Below are 17,623 nucleotides of genomic sequence, written 5' to 3'. Positions count from 1 at the left end.
AATCACCCTAAAGATTTAAAGCCCTCAGTCTTAAGGCGACCTAAGGGCTTTAAAATTATTCTTTTCCTTTTTTAATCCAGTTTGCGACTGTAACAGTTCTTCTAGCTTGATGCTTAACAGCTTCCTTTATATCTTCTATCATTTTTCCTTCTTGGTCTACTGTTACACTTGTTCCATAAGGATTTCCTCCAGCTGCATAAGTAGATGGGTCTGTATATCCAGGTGGAACAATAATTGCACCCCAATGCATCATTGTTGTATAAAAACTTTTAATAGTTATCTCTTGTCCGCCGTGGGAATTTCCAGCAGAAGCCATAGCACTTACTACCTTATTCGTAAGTTTACCCTGAGCCCAAATTCCTCCAGCTGTATCTAAAAATTGTTTCATTTGAGAAGGAACATTACCAAATCTAGTTGGCATGCTAAAAATATATGCGTCTGCCCAATCAAGATCTGCTAAAGCAGCCGTTGGTATATCCTTTGTACTGTCCACATGAGCCCTCCAAGCAGGATTAGAGTCAATAGCTACATCTGGAGCAAGTTCTTGTACCTTAACAACCTTAACATCAGCACCAGCTTCTATTGCAGCTTCCTCTGCCCATTTTGCCATTTGATAGTTAGTCCCTGTGGAACTATAATAAATAACCGCTAATTTAACTTTTTCCATTATTAAATTCTCCTTTCTAGTTATTATGTAAATTAATAATTTTTTATGGTTGTAATACTTACATATATTTACTAAATAATTAGAGACCATACACTGTCTTAATATATTCTTTAGCTATTAATGATATTACCCAATAGTATTTGACATATTCATAAATTTGTTTAATATAAAAAAATAATAGGCATTAATCATTTAAAATGACTATTACCTATTGCTGAATCTGCTCAAATTTGATTGTTTTATTCGATTATAATGTTATTTTTCTCTCGAACTTATGATAGCGTGTTCCTTGAAAAGTTAACTTGCCAATATCTCCTTCTGCTAAAATACCATACTCCTTTGCAGCAACTCTAAACTCCATTCTATCTCCGCTTTCTACCTCAAAGGTAACATAATAGCTTGTGGAAGTATGGTGATGATGATGTCCTCCATGATTACTACTATTTCTTGAAGTATGATTGCGCTTTGCAACTATTTTAGCTTCTACGTTTAAAACTGGTTGCTGATTATTTTTATGCCACTCTTTAACTCCTTTAATTAAAGTAAATATGATAATACCAAATACAAGAATAAAAAACAAAGGGAAAATTGCATTCATAATGTGGAACATATCCATAATTTACCTCCTAACTAGTTCAATCTTAATAGATATTTGTATATTATAATATATTAGACAAAAACTTATAGTATCCTTCAAAAAAATAAAAATTCACCTCTAACTTATTTTAGAGGTGATACATCTACAATATATATTACTTTGATTTTTTCCATGTAGTTAAATATTCTCTTAATTCTTTTACTGTTCCTACAAATACTATTGATTTCATAAATAATTCCTCCCGTCAAACATATGTTCTTGATATCATTATATCCGAACACACGTTTGTTGTAAAGAGAAAAATTGATTAAAAATAAAAATTTATTTCAAGTTTTTTGTTTTTCTAACTTACTATCTTTATCATTTGTAATCTAAGTCTATTCTTTAGATTAATTTAAAAAGTTAGTTCTCTAAAAAGCAAAGCTAGCATAATAAAATGCTAGCTCATAAAAATATATTTTATTTACCTAAGAATGAAAGTACAGCATCTTGAGCTGATTTATTAACCATATTATCAATAGCAGTACCTATAACAAGTATATTAACACCTGTTTCAGCAAATGCCTGATAATTATCTAGGTTAATACCGCCTTCTGCTAGTGTAGGTACTTTAACACTTGAAGTTAAAGCTACAAGTCTTTCTCTAGTTTCAGAATGAATGCTACCAGCTATAACACCTTCATAGCTCATACCTGTCATTAATCCAATAAAATCAACTCCAATAGATTCCATTTGCTTTGCAACCTTACTCACTTCTTCAGGTGTTCTTGCAGGTATTCCAAAAGTATGAAGATCATCAGGATGACCAATATAAGCATCTACCAACAATCCATACTTGTGTGCTAATGTTACTACTTCTTCTAAATCTTTAAGGTTTGACTTATGAATATGAAGGCCATCTGCCCCAGCGAGTGATATATTAAGAAAATCTTCTTCCTTTAAAATAACAGGTAATATTTCTGTAAAACCACCTGGAACACCTACAGTTATAAAAACATCATCTGGTACAACACTACGAATTCCTCGTGTCACTTTAATCATTTCCTCCATTGGAATCTCATGCCTTACCATTTCAGCTTTGTGCATAGAGGAAACTCCTTTATATCCTCTTGCTAGTGCCACTGCAGGATGATTAGGTTCTATCAACTTTACTCCTACATCAGTTACAGCCTTTGCCAATCTAGCGTCATCTCCAGTAATTCCTGTACTTAATATCGTCATATTATTATGCAACTTTAACGCATCAAGAACTTTTTTCAATCCTGATTGACGCTTTTTATCCATATCTCCAATAATCATATAGTAATCCTCCCTCTGTAGATTAAATTTTTCTTTACAATACTTATTGTCTAGATTTATATATCTTTAAAACACATATATATATTTATAATTTGTATTTTACTAGTTGTTCATTTCTATTTTTTATTTGTTAGAAGATACATTCCTACTTAATTTATTTGCAAATACTGTAAATATGAAAGCCGAGGTTAATCCTACTAGCATACTGATTAGAAACCCAATTGAGTTACTAGAAAGAGTTGGTGCCACTAAAGCAGGTACATAAGCAGTTCCTTTTACATTAAATATCCCAACCATCAAACCAGATAAACCAGCTGAAAGAATTGCACCAAGCATAACCATCTTGTTGGAAAACATAAATGGATATGCTGCTTCAACAAATGTACCAAATACAATATTAATAAAAAAACCTGGCGCTGCTATTGTAGCTTCGCTTTTTTCTTTTGGAAACACAATATTTGCTAGCATAATACCAGCTGAAACCATTACAAGACTTGTCATGTCTATAGCACCTAAAAAACTCATTCCTGTCTTTTCCATTTCAAGAAGTACTATAGGTAATATAGCGGCATGATAAACACCACCAATAATAGCTGGCCAAATTAATATCCCTGCTAATGCTCCTGCCAAAGCTAAATTATATCCCGTTGCTGTTTCTATGGCCAATCTAATACCATCTCCAAATTTTAAAGCAATAGGTGCAATTAAAAAATATACTATCAGACCAGAAATTAATCCCGATAAACCTCCTGCCACAATATTTGCTGTTGTAGCTGGAAAATTCCATTTAAAACATTGCTTTATAAAATAAAAAGCAAGAATACCTGCCAAAATACCTCCTATAATACCACCAATTAGTCCACCTTTAGTAGATAGACTTCCTGCCACAACTCCAGCTACAATTCCTACTTCATCTAATCCTGAAACTTGTTTTGATGCAATTACAGCAACAATAACTGGCAAAGCACCTATTAAAACATTAAAAACATCTCCAAGTTCTGCAAATAAAGGAATTTTACTAAGTGCTAAAATTAAAGCCATAGAAATAAATCCTGGAATTGCAGCCATCATAATACCTCTAAAACTAATTCGAGAAAATATATTGCCATCCTCTTGAGTTTGTTGACTCCCTCCACCAATTACAGGCTTATATTTTAAACTCCAAAATTTACTTAATGCTGAAATTGCAGCTACAGCTCTGGTCCGATTAGTTGTCCCAGTAGTTCCAGATGTTGAAATTACATTTCCACCTAATGATGAAATTGTAGCCATAGAAGTTCCACCAGTTCCTACAATAGGTATTTTATTTAAAGTTGCCGCTTCTATAGCCTTAATGTTGGTCCCATTAGGATCACAGCTCATAACAACCAATCCATCTATTTCTCCATTACTGATTTTAATTGATAGTCTTTCATCATAGTCGCTAGCTTTTTTATTTATATTTTCTAAAGTATCTTCATCTGTACATGTAATATTCTTTTCTGCATCATCCCAGTAGAAAAGCCTAGCTTTTGTATTTTCTTTCACATAATCCATCGATGCCTGTGCGGCAATAAATTGAACTTCTACTACTTCTACTTCAGAAGCAGATGCTTGTATTTGTATTTCACCTAATAACTTTCTTGGTTCTTTTCCTCCTAGATTATAAAGATTCCCTCCGCTACTTCCTATAATAGCAATACGTTTTTTCATAATTACCCTCCTTTACACTTTTTGCAAATGTACGTACAATTGTTTAATTTGATTATATACTAATTGTACGTACATTTCAACTCTTATTTCAGATAGTTCTAAACATTTGAAATAAAAAACCCTTAATAATTAGCTTATTGCTAAGTTTACATCACTTTTTATTAGTTAATAAAAAGTGATGTAAACTTAGCAGAAAAATTAATTCTTAAGGATTTTTATTCAGGTATTATTTTATATATAGGTAAATATTATTAATAAGTATTGCTTAAGATGATAGCTTTATCTTTTTTACTTTCTAAACTTTTCTAGGTAAAGTTGTAGAAAAAATATATTTTTCACCAATATAATACGCCTCTACATAATAAAGAGGTCTTCCAAAATCTAAATAAACCGTAATACGCATTTCTAATATAGGATCTTTTGGCCTAATCTCTAATACTTTACTAACATATTCCGAAGCATTTTTAGCTTCTAAAGACATATCTCCATAGCTTAGATTTAATCCATAATAATTCTCATATAGGTCGTATAGCGATGCATTATTTTGAATTTTTTTATCTAAATCTTTACATAAAGACTCGGGGACAAAAGCAATTTCATAACACATAGGCTCATTATCCGCTTTTCTTAATCGCTCAATCTTATATATATTTTCTTCAGCATTAACTTCTAAACGGTCTAGTATATACTTTTCTGGCATTATGTTTGTTATTTTAATTATTTCACTACTAGGCTCCAAGCCCCGCTTTTTCATCTGTTCTGAAAAACTTTCTAGCAGTGTTAGGCTATAATTTGACTTAATCTTTCTTACAAAAGTCCCTCTACCAGCTTGCTTATAAATATACCCATCTTGTAAAAGCTTTGAAAGAGCTTTCCTTATAGTATCCCTACTAACATTAAATATGTCCATTAACTCATGTTCAGTAGGTATTTGTTTTCCATTTTTCCAAATATTATTTTCTATATTTGACTTGATTTTATCATATATTTGTAAATAAACAAATTGCTTCTTATTAGACATATTTAATCTCCTTTTTTTGTTTTAATGCTATTATAGCATAAAACGTACTCACACTATTTAGGAGTATACTATAAAAACAAAATCCATCTCTAAAATCCTATTATTCATACATCTTAGAAAATGGGTCATATTCGCTATTTTCATTCCAAAAATATTCAATTCTTTGACTAATCTCCAATGCTTTTTCTTTTCCAATAAGATCCGCTATAAAACCCAATGTCATATCGATTCCGGCCGATACCCCTGAAGATGTATATATATTATCATCCTTTACCCACCTTGCTTCTTTTACCCACAGTACATCTTTACCTTGCTCTGTAACCCATTTAAATGCCCTTTTATTTGTTGTTGCTCTTTTACCATTTAGTATTCCAGTTTTAGCAAGTAAAGCCGAACCTGTACATATACTAATTACGTATTTTGATTGATTAGAAATACTTTCAATGAGATTAATAAAATTATTATCATCAACTTTTTCCCTCGTTCCAATTCCTCCTGGCACAAGTAGAATTTTCTCTATATCATTTTCACTTTTATATAAGTCAGTGTCTACTCTTACATTTTGAGAACTTTCAACAAGCCCTCCATTAGCAGATATGAAATTCAATTTAAAGACATCTGGCAAACTCCCAAGTATTTCAACAGGACCAAACACATCCAATGTTTCAAATTCATCAAATAAAAGTACATCTACTCTATAAACCATATCATTTCCCCCTCTTACTCCTAATTACTTTTCTTAATATTTAAAATGTATTATGCCCATATTATTCTATATTTTTCCATCGATTCCTTTTATATAATTTAAATATTTATGTTGTAAAACATTGTTCCCTCTTATTACGGATATGAAGTGATTATTTCATGGGATCAAAAAGGATTGTATGGAAAAATATTACCACCTGGAAAATATATGGTTTCTCTAACTTGCCCTTCAAAGGTTAACTATACAATCGAAGGTAGTGAAGAGATAAAAACAGAAAATATTTATTCAGGAATGGGCTGGAATTTAAACTATTTCTGGACGGAATTTAGGTAAGAATTGTTCTGCTCATTTTGTACTAAACTTAATCAATCTATCTTATTTATAACCTTTAAAAATAAGCCCCAGCAAAATAGATAAAACCTGTATCCATTGAAGATACAGGCATATAACTGGTCTGGCTGACAGGAATCGAACCTGCGACCTCTAGAACCCCATTCTAGCGCGCTACCAAGCTGCGCCACAGCCAGATATATAAATAAAGCTAGTATTGTTATAGCAACTATATTGTAAGATTAATAGATAATATTGTCAAGGTATAAAACCCATTTAAAATATATCATTTTAGTCTAAATATATAAGGAAGGGCATAGACCCTTCCTTATACAACACTCTCTCAAACATCCTTTTATATAGATTTATAATATTATAGCTATTAGCCCACCACTACCTTCGTTAACAATTTTTTGAATAGTTTTTTGAAGCTTGACTCTAGTATCGTCTGGTACCATAAATAATTTATTCTGTAACTGCTCTTTTACTAAATCATGCAATGACTTACCGAACATATTTGTTTCCCAAATTTTTTCTGGATTTTGCTCAAATTCCTCTAATAAATATTTTATTAACTCCTCACTTTGTTTTTCAGTACCTACTACAGGGGAAACTTCTGTAGCTATGTCTGCTCTAATAAAGTGGAGTGACGGTGCATTTGCTCTAAGTTTAACACCAAACTGGTTGCCATGACGAAACATCTCCGGTTCTTCCAATGTTAATTCATCTAAAGAAGGTGGAACCAATCCGTATCCAATATTCATTACATCGTTTAATGCGCTTTCTATTCGATCATATTCCTTTTTGGCTTTTGCAAGCTCCGTAATCATAGCAATTAGCTGGTAATCTCCTTCTATTTCATATCCAGTTTTCTCTTGTATCACTCTATAAAATAAATTATCTGGGGTAATAAGGTCTATTAATGCAGATCCTTCCCCCATTTTTATTGTATCTAAATTAGCTTTTTTAACATTTTCTACTTCATTTAAACTATTTACTAATACTTCAATATCTCTTAGTCTTTTTACTTCTGCTGCCGCAGATTTTATAGCTTCTAATATTGAACTCTTTAGCCAATGGCTAGGTTCGATACTTTCTAACCAGCCAGGTAGATTGATGTTAATTTCTGTAACCGGAAACTCGAACAATACATTTTCTAATACCTCATGGATATCATTCATATTAAGCCTAGCACAGTCCTTTACAATAACAGGCACATTATGCTTTTCTTCCAATTGAATCTTTAACTCATATGTAGCTGGGCTATCAGGATCTCTACTATTTAGAATCATTACAAATGGCTTGTTAATTTCCTTTAGTTCTCTGATAACTCTTTCTTCAGCCTCAACATAACTTTGTCTGTCAATATCAGTAATAGATCCGTCTGTAGTTACAACTAAGCCGATTGTTGAATGTTCTTTAATTACCTTTCTTGTGCCAATTTCAGCAGCTTCTTCAAAAGGAATTTGCTTTTCAAACCAAGGAGTGTTTACCATTCTAGGTTTACCATCCTCTTGATGACCTAAGGCACCATTTACTAAGTATCCTACACAGTCAATCATTCTGAGTTTAAATGTAGCGTTTTCTTTTAAAACAAGCTCTACTGCCTCATTAGGTACAAATTTGGGTTCTGTAGTAGTAATAGTTTTACCTGTTCCACTTTGTGGTAACTCATCCTTTGCTCTCTCTTTCTTATAGGCATTCTCTATATTTGGTAATACTAACAAGTCCATAATTCGTTTTATCAAAGTAGATTTTCCTGTCCTAACAGGCCCTACTACGCCTATATAGATGTCCCCCTGCGTACGTTTAGCAATATCTCTGTAAATATCGTACCTTTCCATACTTTTCCCTCCTTCTTATCTAAATAGGAATAGCCCATTCATATCTTTAACATTATAAATATATGCTTGGATACTAATAATATGACTAGACCAGTTCTTTATTCTATTTAGTATTTTATATTTAAATCTTTGTAGCTTTATGCTAAATATTTTTCAAAAAATTAATAGGAAGGGTTAATAACCCTTCCTATTAATTATATGTATTATTTTTACCAATCTGTATTTATACTATCCACCACTTCTTCAATCTCATGAGTACGGTTTCGACACATTAAATTAGACACAGCATCTTTAGCATTATTATTACTGTAAATAATACTATAAATTTCTGACGTAATTGGCATTTCAATATTATATTGCTGTGCTAGTTCATAGGCTACTTTTGTAGTTGTTATTCCTTCTACAACCATTCCTATTTCCTTAAGGGTTTCATCTAGCCCTTTACCTTCACCAATTAAAATACCCGCTCTCCTATTTCTACTGTGCATACTTGTACAGGTAACAATAAGGTCTCCAATACCTGAAAGGCCTGCAAAGGTAGATATACTCGCTCCCATAGCTTTACCTAATCGTGTAATTTCACTAATACCCCTAGTAATTAATGCAGCTCTTGCGTTATCTCCAAAGCCTAACCCATCTGCTATTCCTGCTCCGAATGCAATTACATTTTTTAAGGATCCCCCAAGTTCTACTCCAATCACATCTGGATTAGTATATACTCTAAAGCTTGGTGTAATAAACAAATCTTGTACAAACTCTGCTGTTGATTTATCTTTTGAAGCAACTACAACAGTTGTGGGCATATTTTTAGAAACTTCTTCTGCATGAGAAGGTCCTGATAATACAACAAACGGATTATCAGGTAGCTCCTCACAAACAACCTGTGAAATTCTTAAATGAGTACCTTTTTCTAATCCTTTTGATACATTTATAATTACTTCATTACCCTTTAAGTAAGGTTTGATATTTTTTAAAATCCCTCTTACAGACTGGGATGATACGGATATTAATATGGCATCTGCATCTAAAACAGCTTTTTCCAACTCTAAATGTAGATTCAAATTTGAAGGTAAAATAACATTAGGTAAGTACTTGTTGTTTTTACCTGTATTTATCATATCTTTATATTGCTCTTCATTTCTCATCCATAGATTAACTTCGTGTCCTTTACTGCAAAGCACCATACTTAGGGCAGTTCCCCAACTGCCAGCGCCTAAAACAGCAATCTTTGAATAGCTCATTTTAAACTCTCCTTTATTTCACCCTTGATTTTTCTCCGATTTTTCTTTCATTACCTGCTAAAAGCCTTTTTATATTTTCACGGTGTCTATATATGGCTGATAACGCTAAAATTAGTCCAAATAACAAATAATTTAATCCATATATAACTATAGTAAAAGGTAAAAGGCTAATTGCAACAATGGAAGCTAGGGAAACATATTTATATTTATATAATATAACAACTCCTATAGAAATACAAATAAGTGCTACAAAGGGTTTAATAGTTAGAGCAACTCCAATAGTTGTTGCGATTCCCTTTCCACCTTTAAATCCTAAAAATACAGGCCAGTTGTGACCTATAACTACGGATACACCACAAGCCAATGCTAAAGTTTCTCCACCAAATTTATTACCTAAATAGACAGCTAAAACTCCCTTAAATAAATCTCCTAAAAATGTACAAGCAGCAGCCTTTATACCTAGTGTTCTAAGTACATTGGTAGATCCTGCATTGCCGCTACCATGATCTCTAATATCAATTTTAGCAAATAGTTTTCCTACAAAATAAGATGTTGAAAAGTTTCCGATAAAATAGGCAATTAAAATAAGTAAGAGATTGCCCCACATCAATTAATCCCTCCCTGTTTTTTGACGCAAAATAAATCGGATAGGTGTTCCTTCAAAGCCAAAGTTTTCACGAATCTTATTTTCTAAATATCTTAAATATGAAAAATGCATTAATTCCTTATCATTGACAAATAAAATAAATGTAGGTGGCTTTACAGAAGCCTGAGTAGCATAAAATACTTTTAATCTTTTTCCCTTATCCGATGGCGCTTGGTTTAATAATATAGCCTCTCCAATTACCTCATTTAAAGATCCTGTTGGTATTCTCATAGCATTTTGATTAGAAACATGTTTTACTTCTTCCAATACCTTATTCATTCTTTGTCCAGTTAATGCGGAAACAAACAAAATTGGAGCATAACTTATATAAGTAAGCTCATTACGAATTTCTTTTATAAATTCATTCATAGTATGGTTATCTTTTTCTATAATATCCCATTTGTTAACAATGATAATCATACCCTTACCATTTTCATGACTATATCCCGCGATCTTCTTATCCTGTTCTGTAACTCCTTCAGATGCATCTATAACAAGCAAACAAACATCAGATTTTTGAACAGCTGCAATAGCACGAACAATACTGTATTTTTCGACATTTTCCTTAATACGGCTCTTTCTTCTTATACCTGCCGTATCTATAAGTACATATCGATCCTCTCCATTAGTAAATGGAGTATCTATAGCATCTCTTGTAGTTCCTGCAATATCACTAACTATTACTCTGTCCTCTCCTAGTATGCGATTAATAAGAGAGGATTTACCTACATTTGGTTTACCAATCATAGCGACCTTAATAACGTCCTCATCATACTCGTCATCACCATTAGTATTAAAGTGTTTTACAACTTCATCTAAAAGGTCACCAATACCAAGTCCAAGAGAAGCAGATATTTCAACTGGATCTCCCATACCTAATTCGTAAAACTCATAGAAGTGCTCAGATTGGTGCTTTGTATCTACTTTATTTAGTGTAATTATCACTGGCTTTTTAGTTTTTCTAAGCATTTCTGCAACATCACGATCTACAGAAGTTAATCCTTCTCTACCATCTGTAACAAAAACTATTACATCGGCAGTTTCCATAGCTAGTTCTGCCTGCCTTCTCATTTGAGCTGGTATTATCTCCTCTGACTTTGGCTCTATTCCACCAGTATCAATTAGAGTAAAATTATAATTCAGCCATTCAACTTCTGTATAGATTCTATCTCTAGTTACGCCTGGCTTGTCCTCTACTATTGAGATCCTCTCTCCTGCAACTTTATTAAATAAAGTTGATTTACCTACATTTGGTCGTCCAACAACGGCAACAATTGGTCTAGACATTTACTCCACCTCTAATTCTATTATTTCATTCTTAAATTTAATGCTCTTTGTATAAACTTTTTACCTTCAACTTCACATACTTGAATAGGTACTCCTAGTTTTTCTTCTAATAGTGTAACAGTATAATCATCTAAAAATATTTCTTCCTCTGCTTTCATCATAGACTCTGGAATAAGTATTTTATCACCTAAATATTTATCTTTTAGAGTATTATATATATCTTGTCCAGTAATTAAGCCACTTACAGAAACATGGCCACCAAAAAATTTGTTTTCTACGCAAATTACTTCTACTTTTAAATTCCCTATTTTTTCTGTCAAATCATCACACATTGTTTTAATTAATTTGTATGCAGCAGTACCTGTGGCTACTGTAATATGCTTAGGCCTTTTAAGTGCAATTGGCAATCTTCTTAAATATTGATAAAACTCATATTTAAATTTGGTTGACAGTCCTACCCCATTTTCTAATTGTGGAAAACCTTCATAGCTTTCGTAGTTAGGAAAGTCTCTATCAGCCAAAACATAAAACTCATCTGAAACATGGACAAAATTACGACCAATAGAACTTTTAAATTTCTTTTGCCATTTCTGTACTTGATCTATAGTGTAGGACGCCGTTTCTTTATTAAACGGATCCATCTTATGTAATCCTTCTCTATAGGCGGTTAAACCTACAGGCACAACGGCTACACTACCTATGCTGTAGCTAAGGTTTCCTAAATCTTTAATTGTATTATCCAGTTCTTCTCTATCATTTAAATCGGGACAAAGCACAATTTGACAATTCATTTCAATATTATTTTCTGCCAGTCTTGTTAATATATTTAATATATTGCCAGCAAATCGATTGTTAAGCATCTTCTTTCTAAGCTCACCGTTAGTTGTATGTACGGATATATTAATAGGACTAATACGATACTTAATAATTTTATTTATATCTTCCTCACTCATGTTAGTTAAAGTAATATAATTTCCTTGTAAAAATGATAGCCTGGAATCATCATCCTTAAAATAAAGACTTTGACGCATATTAGGAGGCAATTGATCTATAAAACAAAATACACATTTGTTTCTACAACTTTTAGCCTGATCTATAATAGGATTTTCAAACTCTATACCTAGATCCTCATCGTACTCTTTATCAACTTCTACAATCCAATGCTCTCCATCGGTTTTTAAAATTTCTACTTCCAGATACTCATCTGCTAAATAATATTTATACTCAATAATATCCTCTATTTCATGGCTATTTATTTTAAGTAGCTCGTCTCCTACTTGTATACCAACTTCTTCTGCTATACTTCCAGAATACACTTTACTAATAATATTTTTTAAACCTATTTCTCTCAATACTACACCTACTTTTACTTAGTTTTAATACTAGGTACCAATATTGTACCATAGTAAATTACTTGCATCAAATTATATTATCATTTTATTTCAATGTCAGTCAAGAGATTAGCATCTTTTTTTAACATCCTCTACTAATTCTATAAAAAGATTATACCTTTTTTGTATTCCTGCTACAGTTAATGGTCTTCCTAGTTTAATTAAGCCTATTCTTCTAGACAAAAACCCTCCTATCTTTACAGAAAAACTTAATAGCGGAATGACATTTATTATTTGAATATTTTTTTTCACATCGTTGTTAAGCTGAAATGCAAAGTTATAGGCTATTTCTGTATATTCTCTGCGATAGGATCCCATCCCTAAGGCATATATTTTTCTTAATTTTTCATCTGTACCAATATAAATAGGTGTACCCCTGAATTCTTTTGGTGACTGATCATAATAGGGAATATTTAATATTTCTTCCTTAGTAGGTATACGATCTACTGGTAAATATCCCATGTGTATTGCAGATGCCACAATCGAAGAATGAGCACCACCATAACAAGTATATATTATTTTCATCATTTTATCATCTTTCTTTATTTTATTTGTTATCTAAATCTATAATTACCACTTCTTCATCATATATATTTGCAAAACCATTTAAAAGGTTTTTTAAAATATAACTATTTTTACTAATATAAAGCAAATATACTTCATTTAACCCTTCATCCACACCCAAATAATAAAAATATCCCTCTTTATTATAGTTATTTTGAATATTTTTAAGATTTTCAGGAATATTTAATTTTAAATGCACATATGCAGCCATAATAGCTGCATAAGGATTTTTGTTATATATATATATAATTTTCATAACCATAAACACCCTAATGTTTTACGATAATGTATGTTCCCATACCCAGGTCGTGTACTGCCCCATCAACGATTTTGGCAATTGTAGATGATAAATCTATTAAATGTTCTTCATGTTGAGCATAAAAAACTGGAGTCATAGATCCTGGGCTTACCATATCCTTATTCAATGTTACAACTGCAATTATAAATTCTTTTAATCCAAACTCCATAAACTACACCCTCTTCATATTCTCTTTTGATTTTAGCTTCTGGACAATAGTTGCATCCAAAGGTTTTCTTTTTGAAGACTCTAATAATGGTGTCTTTTTTACAACTTCAATTAAAGCACCTATGTCAGGTTGCATTAAAGTTATTGCCATTACTATATTTCCATTTTCAGGATTCCTTCTTGCTATTGGTGTAAGCTCTGGTTCGTCAACATCCTTTCGTATACCTAACTGATTAGCTGCATTATGTTGTATAGCTTGTCTCTGCCCAATGTTAGATAAATATGCTATTGCGTTTTCATTTTTTGGAATAATTTCTACAGCCAATCCTTTTTTTAAAAATATATCTCTTGTTTCTTGTAGACCAACATTCTTAATTACTATATCATTTATTTTTAGCATTGGACCGTCAAAACAAATATGTGCCTCTTTTACATCAGCTATATCACCAACTTCTTCACCATGTAGTAAATTTTTTATATATAAATGTGTTATCAATCCACCTATCACGCCTAAAAATATACCTATATACTGGGTAATTTTTAAAAGTATAGTGATATATATTATAGTGGAAGTAACGAAAGCAGTAATTGTAGCCATGTAATTTCTTGCTTCAAAGGCCTTAGCAATATCTTCAATATAGGCGGTTCCTCTTGGTACCATCTCTGTTATTTCAATATTATCCAAGCTCTCCCTTTCCATACTTCGTACATCTCTAAACTGTTGAGCGGCCAATGCTAAAAATGTCATAGCCGCAAATTCCTTTTCAATTACAGCAGGTACAGCTACTGCGCCCAGACCTGCAGCAATAAATCCAAGGGTAAAGTGGGATAAATATCCCTTTGGATATGTTGGATATTGTCTATAGTCAGACTTCATCATATGAACCCTTGCAATTGTTCCCATTATTAAAGCTGGTATAATTAAAATATAATATTTATCCAATATCAAATCACCTATCTACTTTTTCTTTTTACTTCTCCCTAAAAAGTTTGTAAATTCTTGGCCAAAATTAGATATCTTAGACTTCCATTCTGTACCTCCACTACTTAAAAACATAAAGCCTGCTCCTCCAATAACAATTACGGCTAAAACCCCTAATATTCCCGCTCCTGATCCTTTATTGCTTTGTCCAGTGGATTGAGATGGTTTTACTTCCTTTACCGCATTTGTCCTTTCATCCTTAAATGTACCACCGAATAGTGCTGTTGTAATTACTTCTGACATATATCCAGCAGACTTTTCAGCTCTTTCTCTTGTATGTTTATATGTCCCCATTTCTAAAAGCATGGCCCTAGGTGTTAAATCTTGATTATAATCGCCTTTTGCATAGAAAATATCCTTAATTAAACCTGGATGCATCTTATCTGCTACTGCCTTTACCTTCATTGCCATTTCCTCATTGGCTTTAAAGTTTTGATTCCTTCTTCCAACAACTAACCTTACCTTTGAAGCAGGATCCCCATTAATTTCTGTTAAGTATTCTTCTGCAGGTACTGCGTCCCTGTGCACGTCAACTAATGCAGTAGGTTGTTGTTGTCTTATTAATTGCAGAGCAGTTCTACGTGATCTTTTATAGGCTCCTGCATCATGGGGATCATGAGATGTATTATCAAATATTGCATTTACTCCATTGCCCTCAAATCCTTCTTTTAACTTTTCTGCTACTTTAAGCACACCACCAGCGCCGACTATACTTTCAGTTCCATCAGAAGGTTCATAGGATTCAGCAGTGTGGCTTGCATATATTCCTACTTTTCTTTTACTTTTATCCCCTTGTTCTGCCTGTGTCAATATTGCACTTATATCTATTTTTTGATCCAGTGCTAGTTTTATATTAGCAAAAGCTTCTTCATCTATTTCAGGTAGTGAAATATCTTCTACAAACTTTGCATAAGCAATATTAGTTTTCTTATTTACCTTAGTTACTTTATACATTTTGTTATCGCCACTTAAATATTGGTCATTCTTTGTAACTTCTCTAGCAGTTTTGAATAATAGTTTATTAGTATTAGAATCATATACTTTATAATATCCTGCTTCCTTACTATACCAATCATCAGCTACTGCTATTTGTGTCATCAATGTAATTAATACTAATAATATACAAAACAATCTACTTTTCTTCATCCTTATCACCTCTGGTTTCATCTGATTTTATTTCAATTCTCTTTTCATTTTCACCTAGTGAGCTGACGAAATGTCCTTTATCAAAATGTAAGCGTTTTTTTTCTGTTCCTCCTTGTAGCTTTTCTCTAGTTTCTCCTACTATTTCTGCAATAAGTACAGCCAATATACCTGTAATAACTGTTGTATCTACACCACCAGCTCCACCGAAGCGTGTCGGTGCAGGTATGTTATTAATATTATTCAAAATAAGTTGAATCAAATCACTAATTACAACTCCAACTACCCCAGCGATAAATGCACCTCTTCTAGATCTTCCCAATGCATAGGCTATTATAGCGCCTACAATAGGATAAACATAGTTAGGATCTATAGGTAAGTTCTCTGGCTCAGCGGGAAGCACGTATCTCTGTACTAAATAAATAGCAACCCCTGCTGCTAATGCACCAATAATTGATCTTGCCTTTTCTTTTCCAGTTTCTGCTTTAATAAATAGATAAATAGCCAATCCCATAGGTATCACGAATCCGCCAATATTAATAGACACTCTATTCGTTATATCAATATCAGGAATAAAAATCGTTGATACAACTATTGCTATGAGTATAGCGAGAGCAGATTTATCACTCAGTCTTAACCTATCAAGTACTCTATGTCCTAATCCCATTAAAATGAGCACTGCTACAACTACTAGTAAAATCATTCCTCCAGACATCTTGATTCCTCCTTGTAAAAAAGTAATTAACTAATTGAATTTTACAAAAACTAGCTACATATGCTTCAGTAATTGATCATGTAGTTTATTATTTTAGTTGAATTTATGTTTCCCTTACAATAATTAAACTATACTAAAAGGTATAGTCTAATTTAAAATCTTATATAAAAAAAGCATCTACAAAATATAGATGCTTTATAATAAAAAATAACTCAGAATTGTTTTTTGAAAAATTTAGAAATTTAATGTTATCTTATCTATAGCTTATTCCTAAACTCTAAAGGAGATATTCCTTCGTTATTTTTGAACACTCTACTAAAATAATGTTGGCTTCTAAAACCTACTTTTTTTGCAATTTCATACATTTTAACCTGTGAAATTTCTGTATTTAATAATTCTTTAGCTCTTGAGATTCTCACTTCTGTCATATATTCTGTAAAAGAATATCCTAACTGTTCCTTCATTAATTTACTTAAATAGGTCTTATTAATGTTAAATAAATTAGCTGCTCTAAGTAAAGTCAATTCTGGGTCCGAGTAATTATTATCAATATACTCCTTAACCCTTAGCACTATCGCAGGTACATCCTTCTCCTGTTTACCCAGAACATTAATTTTATTTAAGTCTTCATTAATATCATTAACTATGTTGTATTCTAGGTATAGCTTCTCTCTCAATGTCTTCATAATATGATAAAAGTCTGTTTTAGGAACAGGTTTTAGCAAGTAATCAAATACTTGTAGTTTTAATGCTTGCCGTGCATATTCAAAGTCATCATACCCGCTAATTATAATAGTATATGCTCTAGGATATTTATTCTTTAATTGCCTTGTTAAATCTAAACCATTGACCTTAGGCATATTAATATCAACTAAAAAAACATCCGGTTTTTCTTTTTCAGCAATTTTTAATGCTTCAGTATAATTGTTAGCCTCACCAATTACTTTATAGTTAAGATTAAATTCTTCTATCCACTTTCTCAAACCTCTTCTTATTTTAGGTTCATCATCAACTATTAAAACCTTCCACAT

General features: G+C 32.1%; 18 protein-coding genes and 1 tRNA gene. All 19 read right to left on the bottom strand.

The annotated features are described in order from the left end of the window. Positions 1 to 55: 55 nt before the first annotated feature. The 19 genes from wrbA to KQI88_RS12905 all read right to left on the bottom strand — a co-directional run bounded on the left by wrbA (position 56) and on the right by KQI88_RS12905 (position 17,623). The gene (gene wrbA / locus KQI88_RS12995; RefSeq protein WP_216418016.1) at positions 56 to 667 is read right to left on the bottom strand and encodes an NAD(P)H:quinone oxidoreductase; all 612 of its coding nucleotides are present in this window, start codon (positions 665 to 667) and stop codon (positions 56 to 58) included. A gap of 247 nt (positions 668 to 914) precedes the next feature. Continuing rightward, a complete protein-coding gene (locus KQI88_RS12990; RefSeq protein WP_330656233.1) occupies positions 915 to 1,283 on the bottom strand; it encodes a DUF2500 domain-containing protein in 369 nt (122 codons plus the stop codon). Between the two features lie 441 nt (positions 1,284 to 1,724). Further along, a complete protein-coding gene (locus tag KQI88_RS12985; RefSeq protein ID WP_216418014.1) occupies positions 1,725 to 2,564 on the bottom strand; it encodes a beta/alpha barrel domain-containing protein in 840 nt (279 codons plus the stop codon). A gap of 123 nt (positions 2,565 to 2,687) precedes the next feature. After that, positions 2,688 to 4,256: a PTS sugar transporter gene (locus KQI88_RS12980; RefSeq protein WP_216418012.1), complete on the bottom strand. Its 1,569-nt coding sequence runs from the start codon at positions 4,254 to 4,256 to the stop codon at positions 2,688 to 2,690. Positions 4,257 to 4,551: 295 nt separating this feature from the next. Next, positions 4,552 to 5,277 carry a GntR family transcriptional regulator gene (locus KQI88_RS12975; RefSeq protein WP_216418011.1) on the bottom strand — a complete coding sequence of 242 codons (726 nt, stop codon included), beginning with the start codon at positions 5,275 to 5,277 and terminating at the stop codon, positions 4,552 to 4,554. 100 nt (positions 5,278 to 5,377) lie between these two features. Then, positions 5,378 to 5,983 (bottom strand): DJ-1/PfpI family protein, encoded by a 606-nt coding sequence (locus KQI88_RS12970; protein WP_216418009.1) that lies wholly within the window; start codon positions 5,981 to 5,983, stop codon positions 5,378 to 5,380. A gap of 450 nt (positions 5,984 to 6,433) precedes the next feature. After that, positions 6,434 to 6,510: transfer RNA gene (locus tag KQI88_RS12965), tRNA-Pro, on the bottom strand. A gap of 168 nt (positions 6,511 to 6,678) precedes the next feature. Continuing rightward, positions 6,679 to 8,157: a stage IV sporulation protein A gene (gene spoIVA, locus KQI88_RS12960; RefSeq protein ID WP_216418007.1), complete on the bottom strand. Its 1,479-nt coding sequence runs from the start codon at positions 8,155 to 8,157 to the stop codon at positions 6,679 to 6,681. A gap of 209 nt (positions 8,158 to 8,366) precedes the next feature. Further along, complete coding sequence (locus KQI88_RS12955; RefSeq protein WP_216418005.1) at positions 8,367 to 9,398, bottom strand: NAD(P)H-dependent glycerol-3-phosphate dehydrogenase; 1,032 nt, start codon at positions 9,396 to 9,398, stop codon at positions 8,367 to 8,369. Between the two features lie 13 nt (positions 9,399 to 9,411). Continuing rightward, positions 9,412 to 10,005, bottom strand: coding sequence for a glycerol-3-phosphate 1-O-acyltransferase PlsY (gene plsY, locus KQI88_RS12950; protein WP_216418496.1), 594 nt, complete (start codon positions 10,003 to 10,005; stop codon positions 9,412 to 9,414). Positions 10,006 to 10,008: 3 nt separating this feature from the next. Further along, complete coding sequence (gene der / locus KQI88_RS12945) at positions 10,009 to 11,331, bottom strand: ribosome biogenesis GTPase Der (protein WP_216418002.1); 1,323 nt, start codon at positions 11,329 to 11,331, stop codon at positions 10,009 to 10,011. A 20-nt stretch (positions 11,332 to 11,351) separates the two neighbouring features. Next, the gene (locus KQI88_RS12940; protein ID WP_216417999.1) at positions 11,352 to 12,683 is read right to left on the bottom strand and encodes a DUF512 domain-containing protein; all 1,332 of its coding nucleotides are present in this window, start codon (positions 12,681 to 12,683) and stop codon (positions 11,352 to 11,354) included. A 108-nt stretch (positions 12,684 to 12,791) separates the two neighbouring features. Further along, complete coding sequence (locus tag KQI88_RS12935; protein ID WP_216417998.1) at positions 12,792 to 13,250, bottom strand: DUF3189 family protein; 459 nt, start codon at positions 13,248 to 13,250, stop codon at positions 12,792 to 12,794. A 19-nt stretch (positions 13,251 to 13,269) separates the two neighbouring features. Beyond that, positions 13,270 to 13,542 (bottom strand): DUF3189 family protein, encoded by a 273-nt coding sequence (locus KQI88_RS12930; RefSeq protein ID WP_216417996.1) that lies wholly within the window; start codon positions 13,540 to 13,542, stop codon positions 13,270 to 13,272. Between the two features lie 13 nt (positions 13,543 to 13,555). Beyond that, positions 13,556 to 13,753: a capping complex subunit for YIEGIA gene (locus KQI88_RS12925; protein ID WP_216417994.1), complete on the bottom strand. Its 198-nt coding sequence runs from the start codon at positions 13,751 to 13,753 to the stop codon at positions 13,556 to 13,558. Between the two features lie 3 nt (positions 13,754 to 13,756). Then, the gene (locus KQI88_RS12920) at positions 13,757 to 14,695 is read right to left on the bottom strand and encodes a YIEGIA family protein (RefSeq protein ID WP_216417993.1); all 939 of its coding nucleotides are present in this window, start codon (positions 14,693 to 14,695) and stop codon (positions 13,757 to 13,759) included. A gap of 15 nt (positions 14,696 to 14,710) precedes the next feature. Continuing rightward, the gene (spoIIP, locus tag KQI88_RS12915) at positions 14,711 to 15,880 is read right to left on the bottom strand and encodes a stage II sporulation protein P (RefSeq protein WP_216417991.1); all 1,170 of its coding nucleotides are present in this window, start codon (positions 15,878 to 15,880) and stop codon (positions 14,711 to 14,713) included. Beyond that, the gene (locus KQI88_RS12910; protein ID WP_216417989.1) at positions 15,867 to 16,592 is read right to left on the bottom strand and encodes a DUF1614 domain-containing protein; all 726 of its coding nucleotides are present in this window, start codon (positions 16,590 to 16,592) and stop codon (positions 15,867 to 15,869) included. The genes spoIIP and KQI88_RS12910 overlap by 14 nt, the downstream gene beginning before the upstream one ends. 257 nt (positions 16,593 to 16,849) lie before the next feature. After that, positions 16,850 to 17,623 carry a response regulator transcription factor gene (locus KQI88_RS12905; protein WP_216417987.1) on the bottom strand — a complete coding sequence of 258 codons (774 nt, stop codon included), beginning with the start codon at positions 17,621 to 17,623 and terminating at the stop codon, positions 16,850 to 16,852.

This window comes from Alkaliphilus flagellatus, assembly GCF_018919215.1.
In the GTDB taxonomy this organism is placed as follows: Bacteria; Bacillota; Clostridia; order Peptostreptococcales; family Natronincolaceae; genus Alkaliphilus_B; species Alkaliphilus_B flagellatus.
This window is presented reverse-complemented; position numbering and strand designations above follow the sequence as displayed.

Excerpts from the sequence above, each read along its gene's own strand:
- KQI88_RS12980 (WP_216418012.1), bottom strand. The coding sequence starts at position 4,256 with ATGAAAAAACGTATTGCTATTATAGGAAGTAGCGGAGGGAATCTTTAT.
- KQI88_RS12930 (WP_216417996.1), bottom strand. The coding sequence starts at position 13,542 with ATGAAAATTATATATATATATAACAAAAATCCTTATGCAGCTATTATG.
- KQI88_RS12925 (WP_216417994.1), bottom strand. The coding sequence starts at position 13,753 with ATGGAGTTTGGATTAAAAGAATTTATAATTGCAGTTGTAACATTGAAT.
- KQI88_RS12910 (WP_216417989.1), bottom strand. The coding sequence starts at position 16,592 with ATGTCTGGAGGAATGATTTTACTAGTAGTTGTAGCAGTGCTCATTTTA.
- spoIVA (WP_216418007.1), bottom strand. The coding sequence starts at position 8,157 with ATGGAAAGGTACGATATTTACAGAGATATTGCTAAACGTACGCAGGGG.
- KQI88_RS12975 (WP_216418011.1), bottom strand. The coding sequence starts at position 5,277 with ATGTCTAATAAGAAGCAATTTGTTTATTTACAAATATATGATAAAATC.
- der (WP_216418002.1), bottom strand. The coding sequence starts at position 11,331 with ATGTCTAGACCAATTGTTGCCGTTGTTGGACGACCAAATGTAGGTAAA.
- KQI88_RS12985 (WP_216418014.1), bottom strand. The coding sequence starts at position 2,564 with ATGATTATTGGAGATATGGATAAAAAGCGTCAATCAGGATTGAAAAAA.
- KQI88_RS12905 (WP_216417987.1), bottom strand. The coding sequence starts at position 17,623 with ATGTGGAAGGTTTTAATAGTTGATGATGAACCTAAAATAAGAAGAGGT.
- wrbA (WP_216418016.1), bottom strand. The coding sequence starts at position 667 with ATGGAAAAAGTTAAATTAGCGGTTATTTATTATAGTTCCACAGGGACT.
- KQI88_RS12935 (WP_216417998.1), bottom strand. The coding sequence starts at position 13,250 with ATGATGAAAATAATATATACTTGTTATGGTGGTGCTCATTCTTCGATT.
- KQI88_RS12970 (WP_216418009.1), bottom strand. The coding sequence starts at position 5,983 with ATGGTTTATAGAGTAGATGTACTTTTATTTGATGAATTTGAAACATTG.
- KQI88_RS12955 (WP_216418005.1), bottom strand. The coding sequence starts at position 9,398 with ATGAGCTATTCAAAGATTGCTGTTTTAGGCGCTGGCAGTTGGGGAACT.
- plsY (WP_216418496.1), bottom strand. The coding sequence starts at position 10,005 with ATGTGGGGCAATCTCTTACTTATTTTAATTGCCTATTTTATCGGAAAC.
- spoIIP (WP_216417991.1), bottom strand. The coding sequence starts at position 15,880 with ATGAAGAAAAGTAGATTGTTTTGTATATTATTAGTATTAATTACATTG.
- KQI88_RS12990 (WP_330656233.1), bottom strand. The coding sequence starts at position 1,283 with ATGGATATGTTCCACATTATGAATGCAATTTTCCCTTTGTTTTTTATT.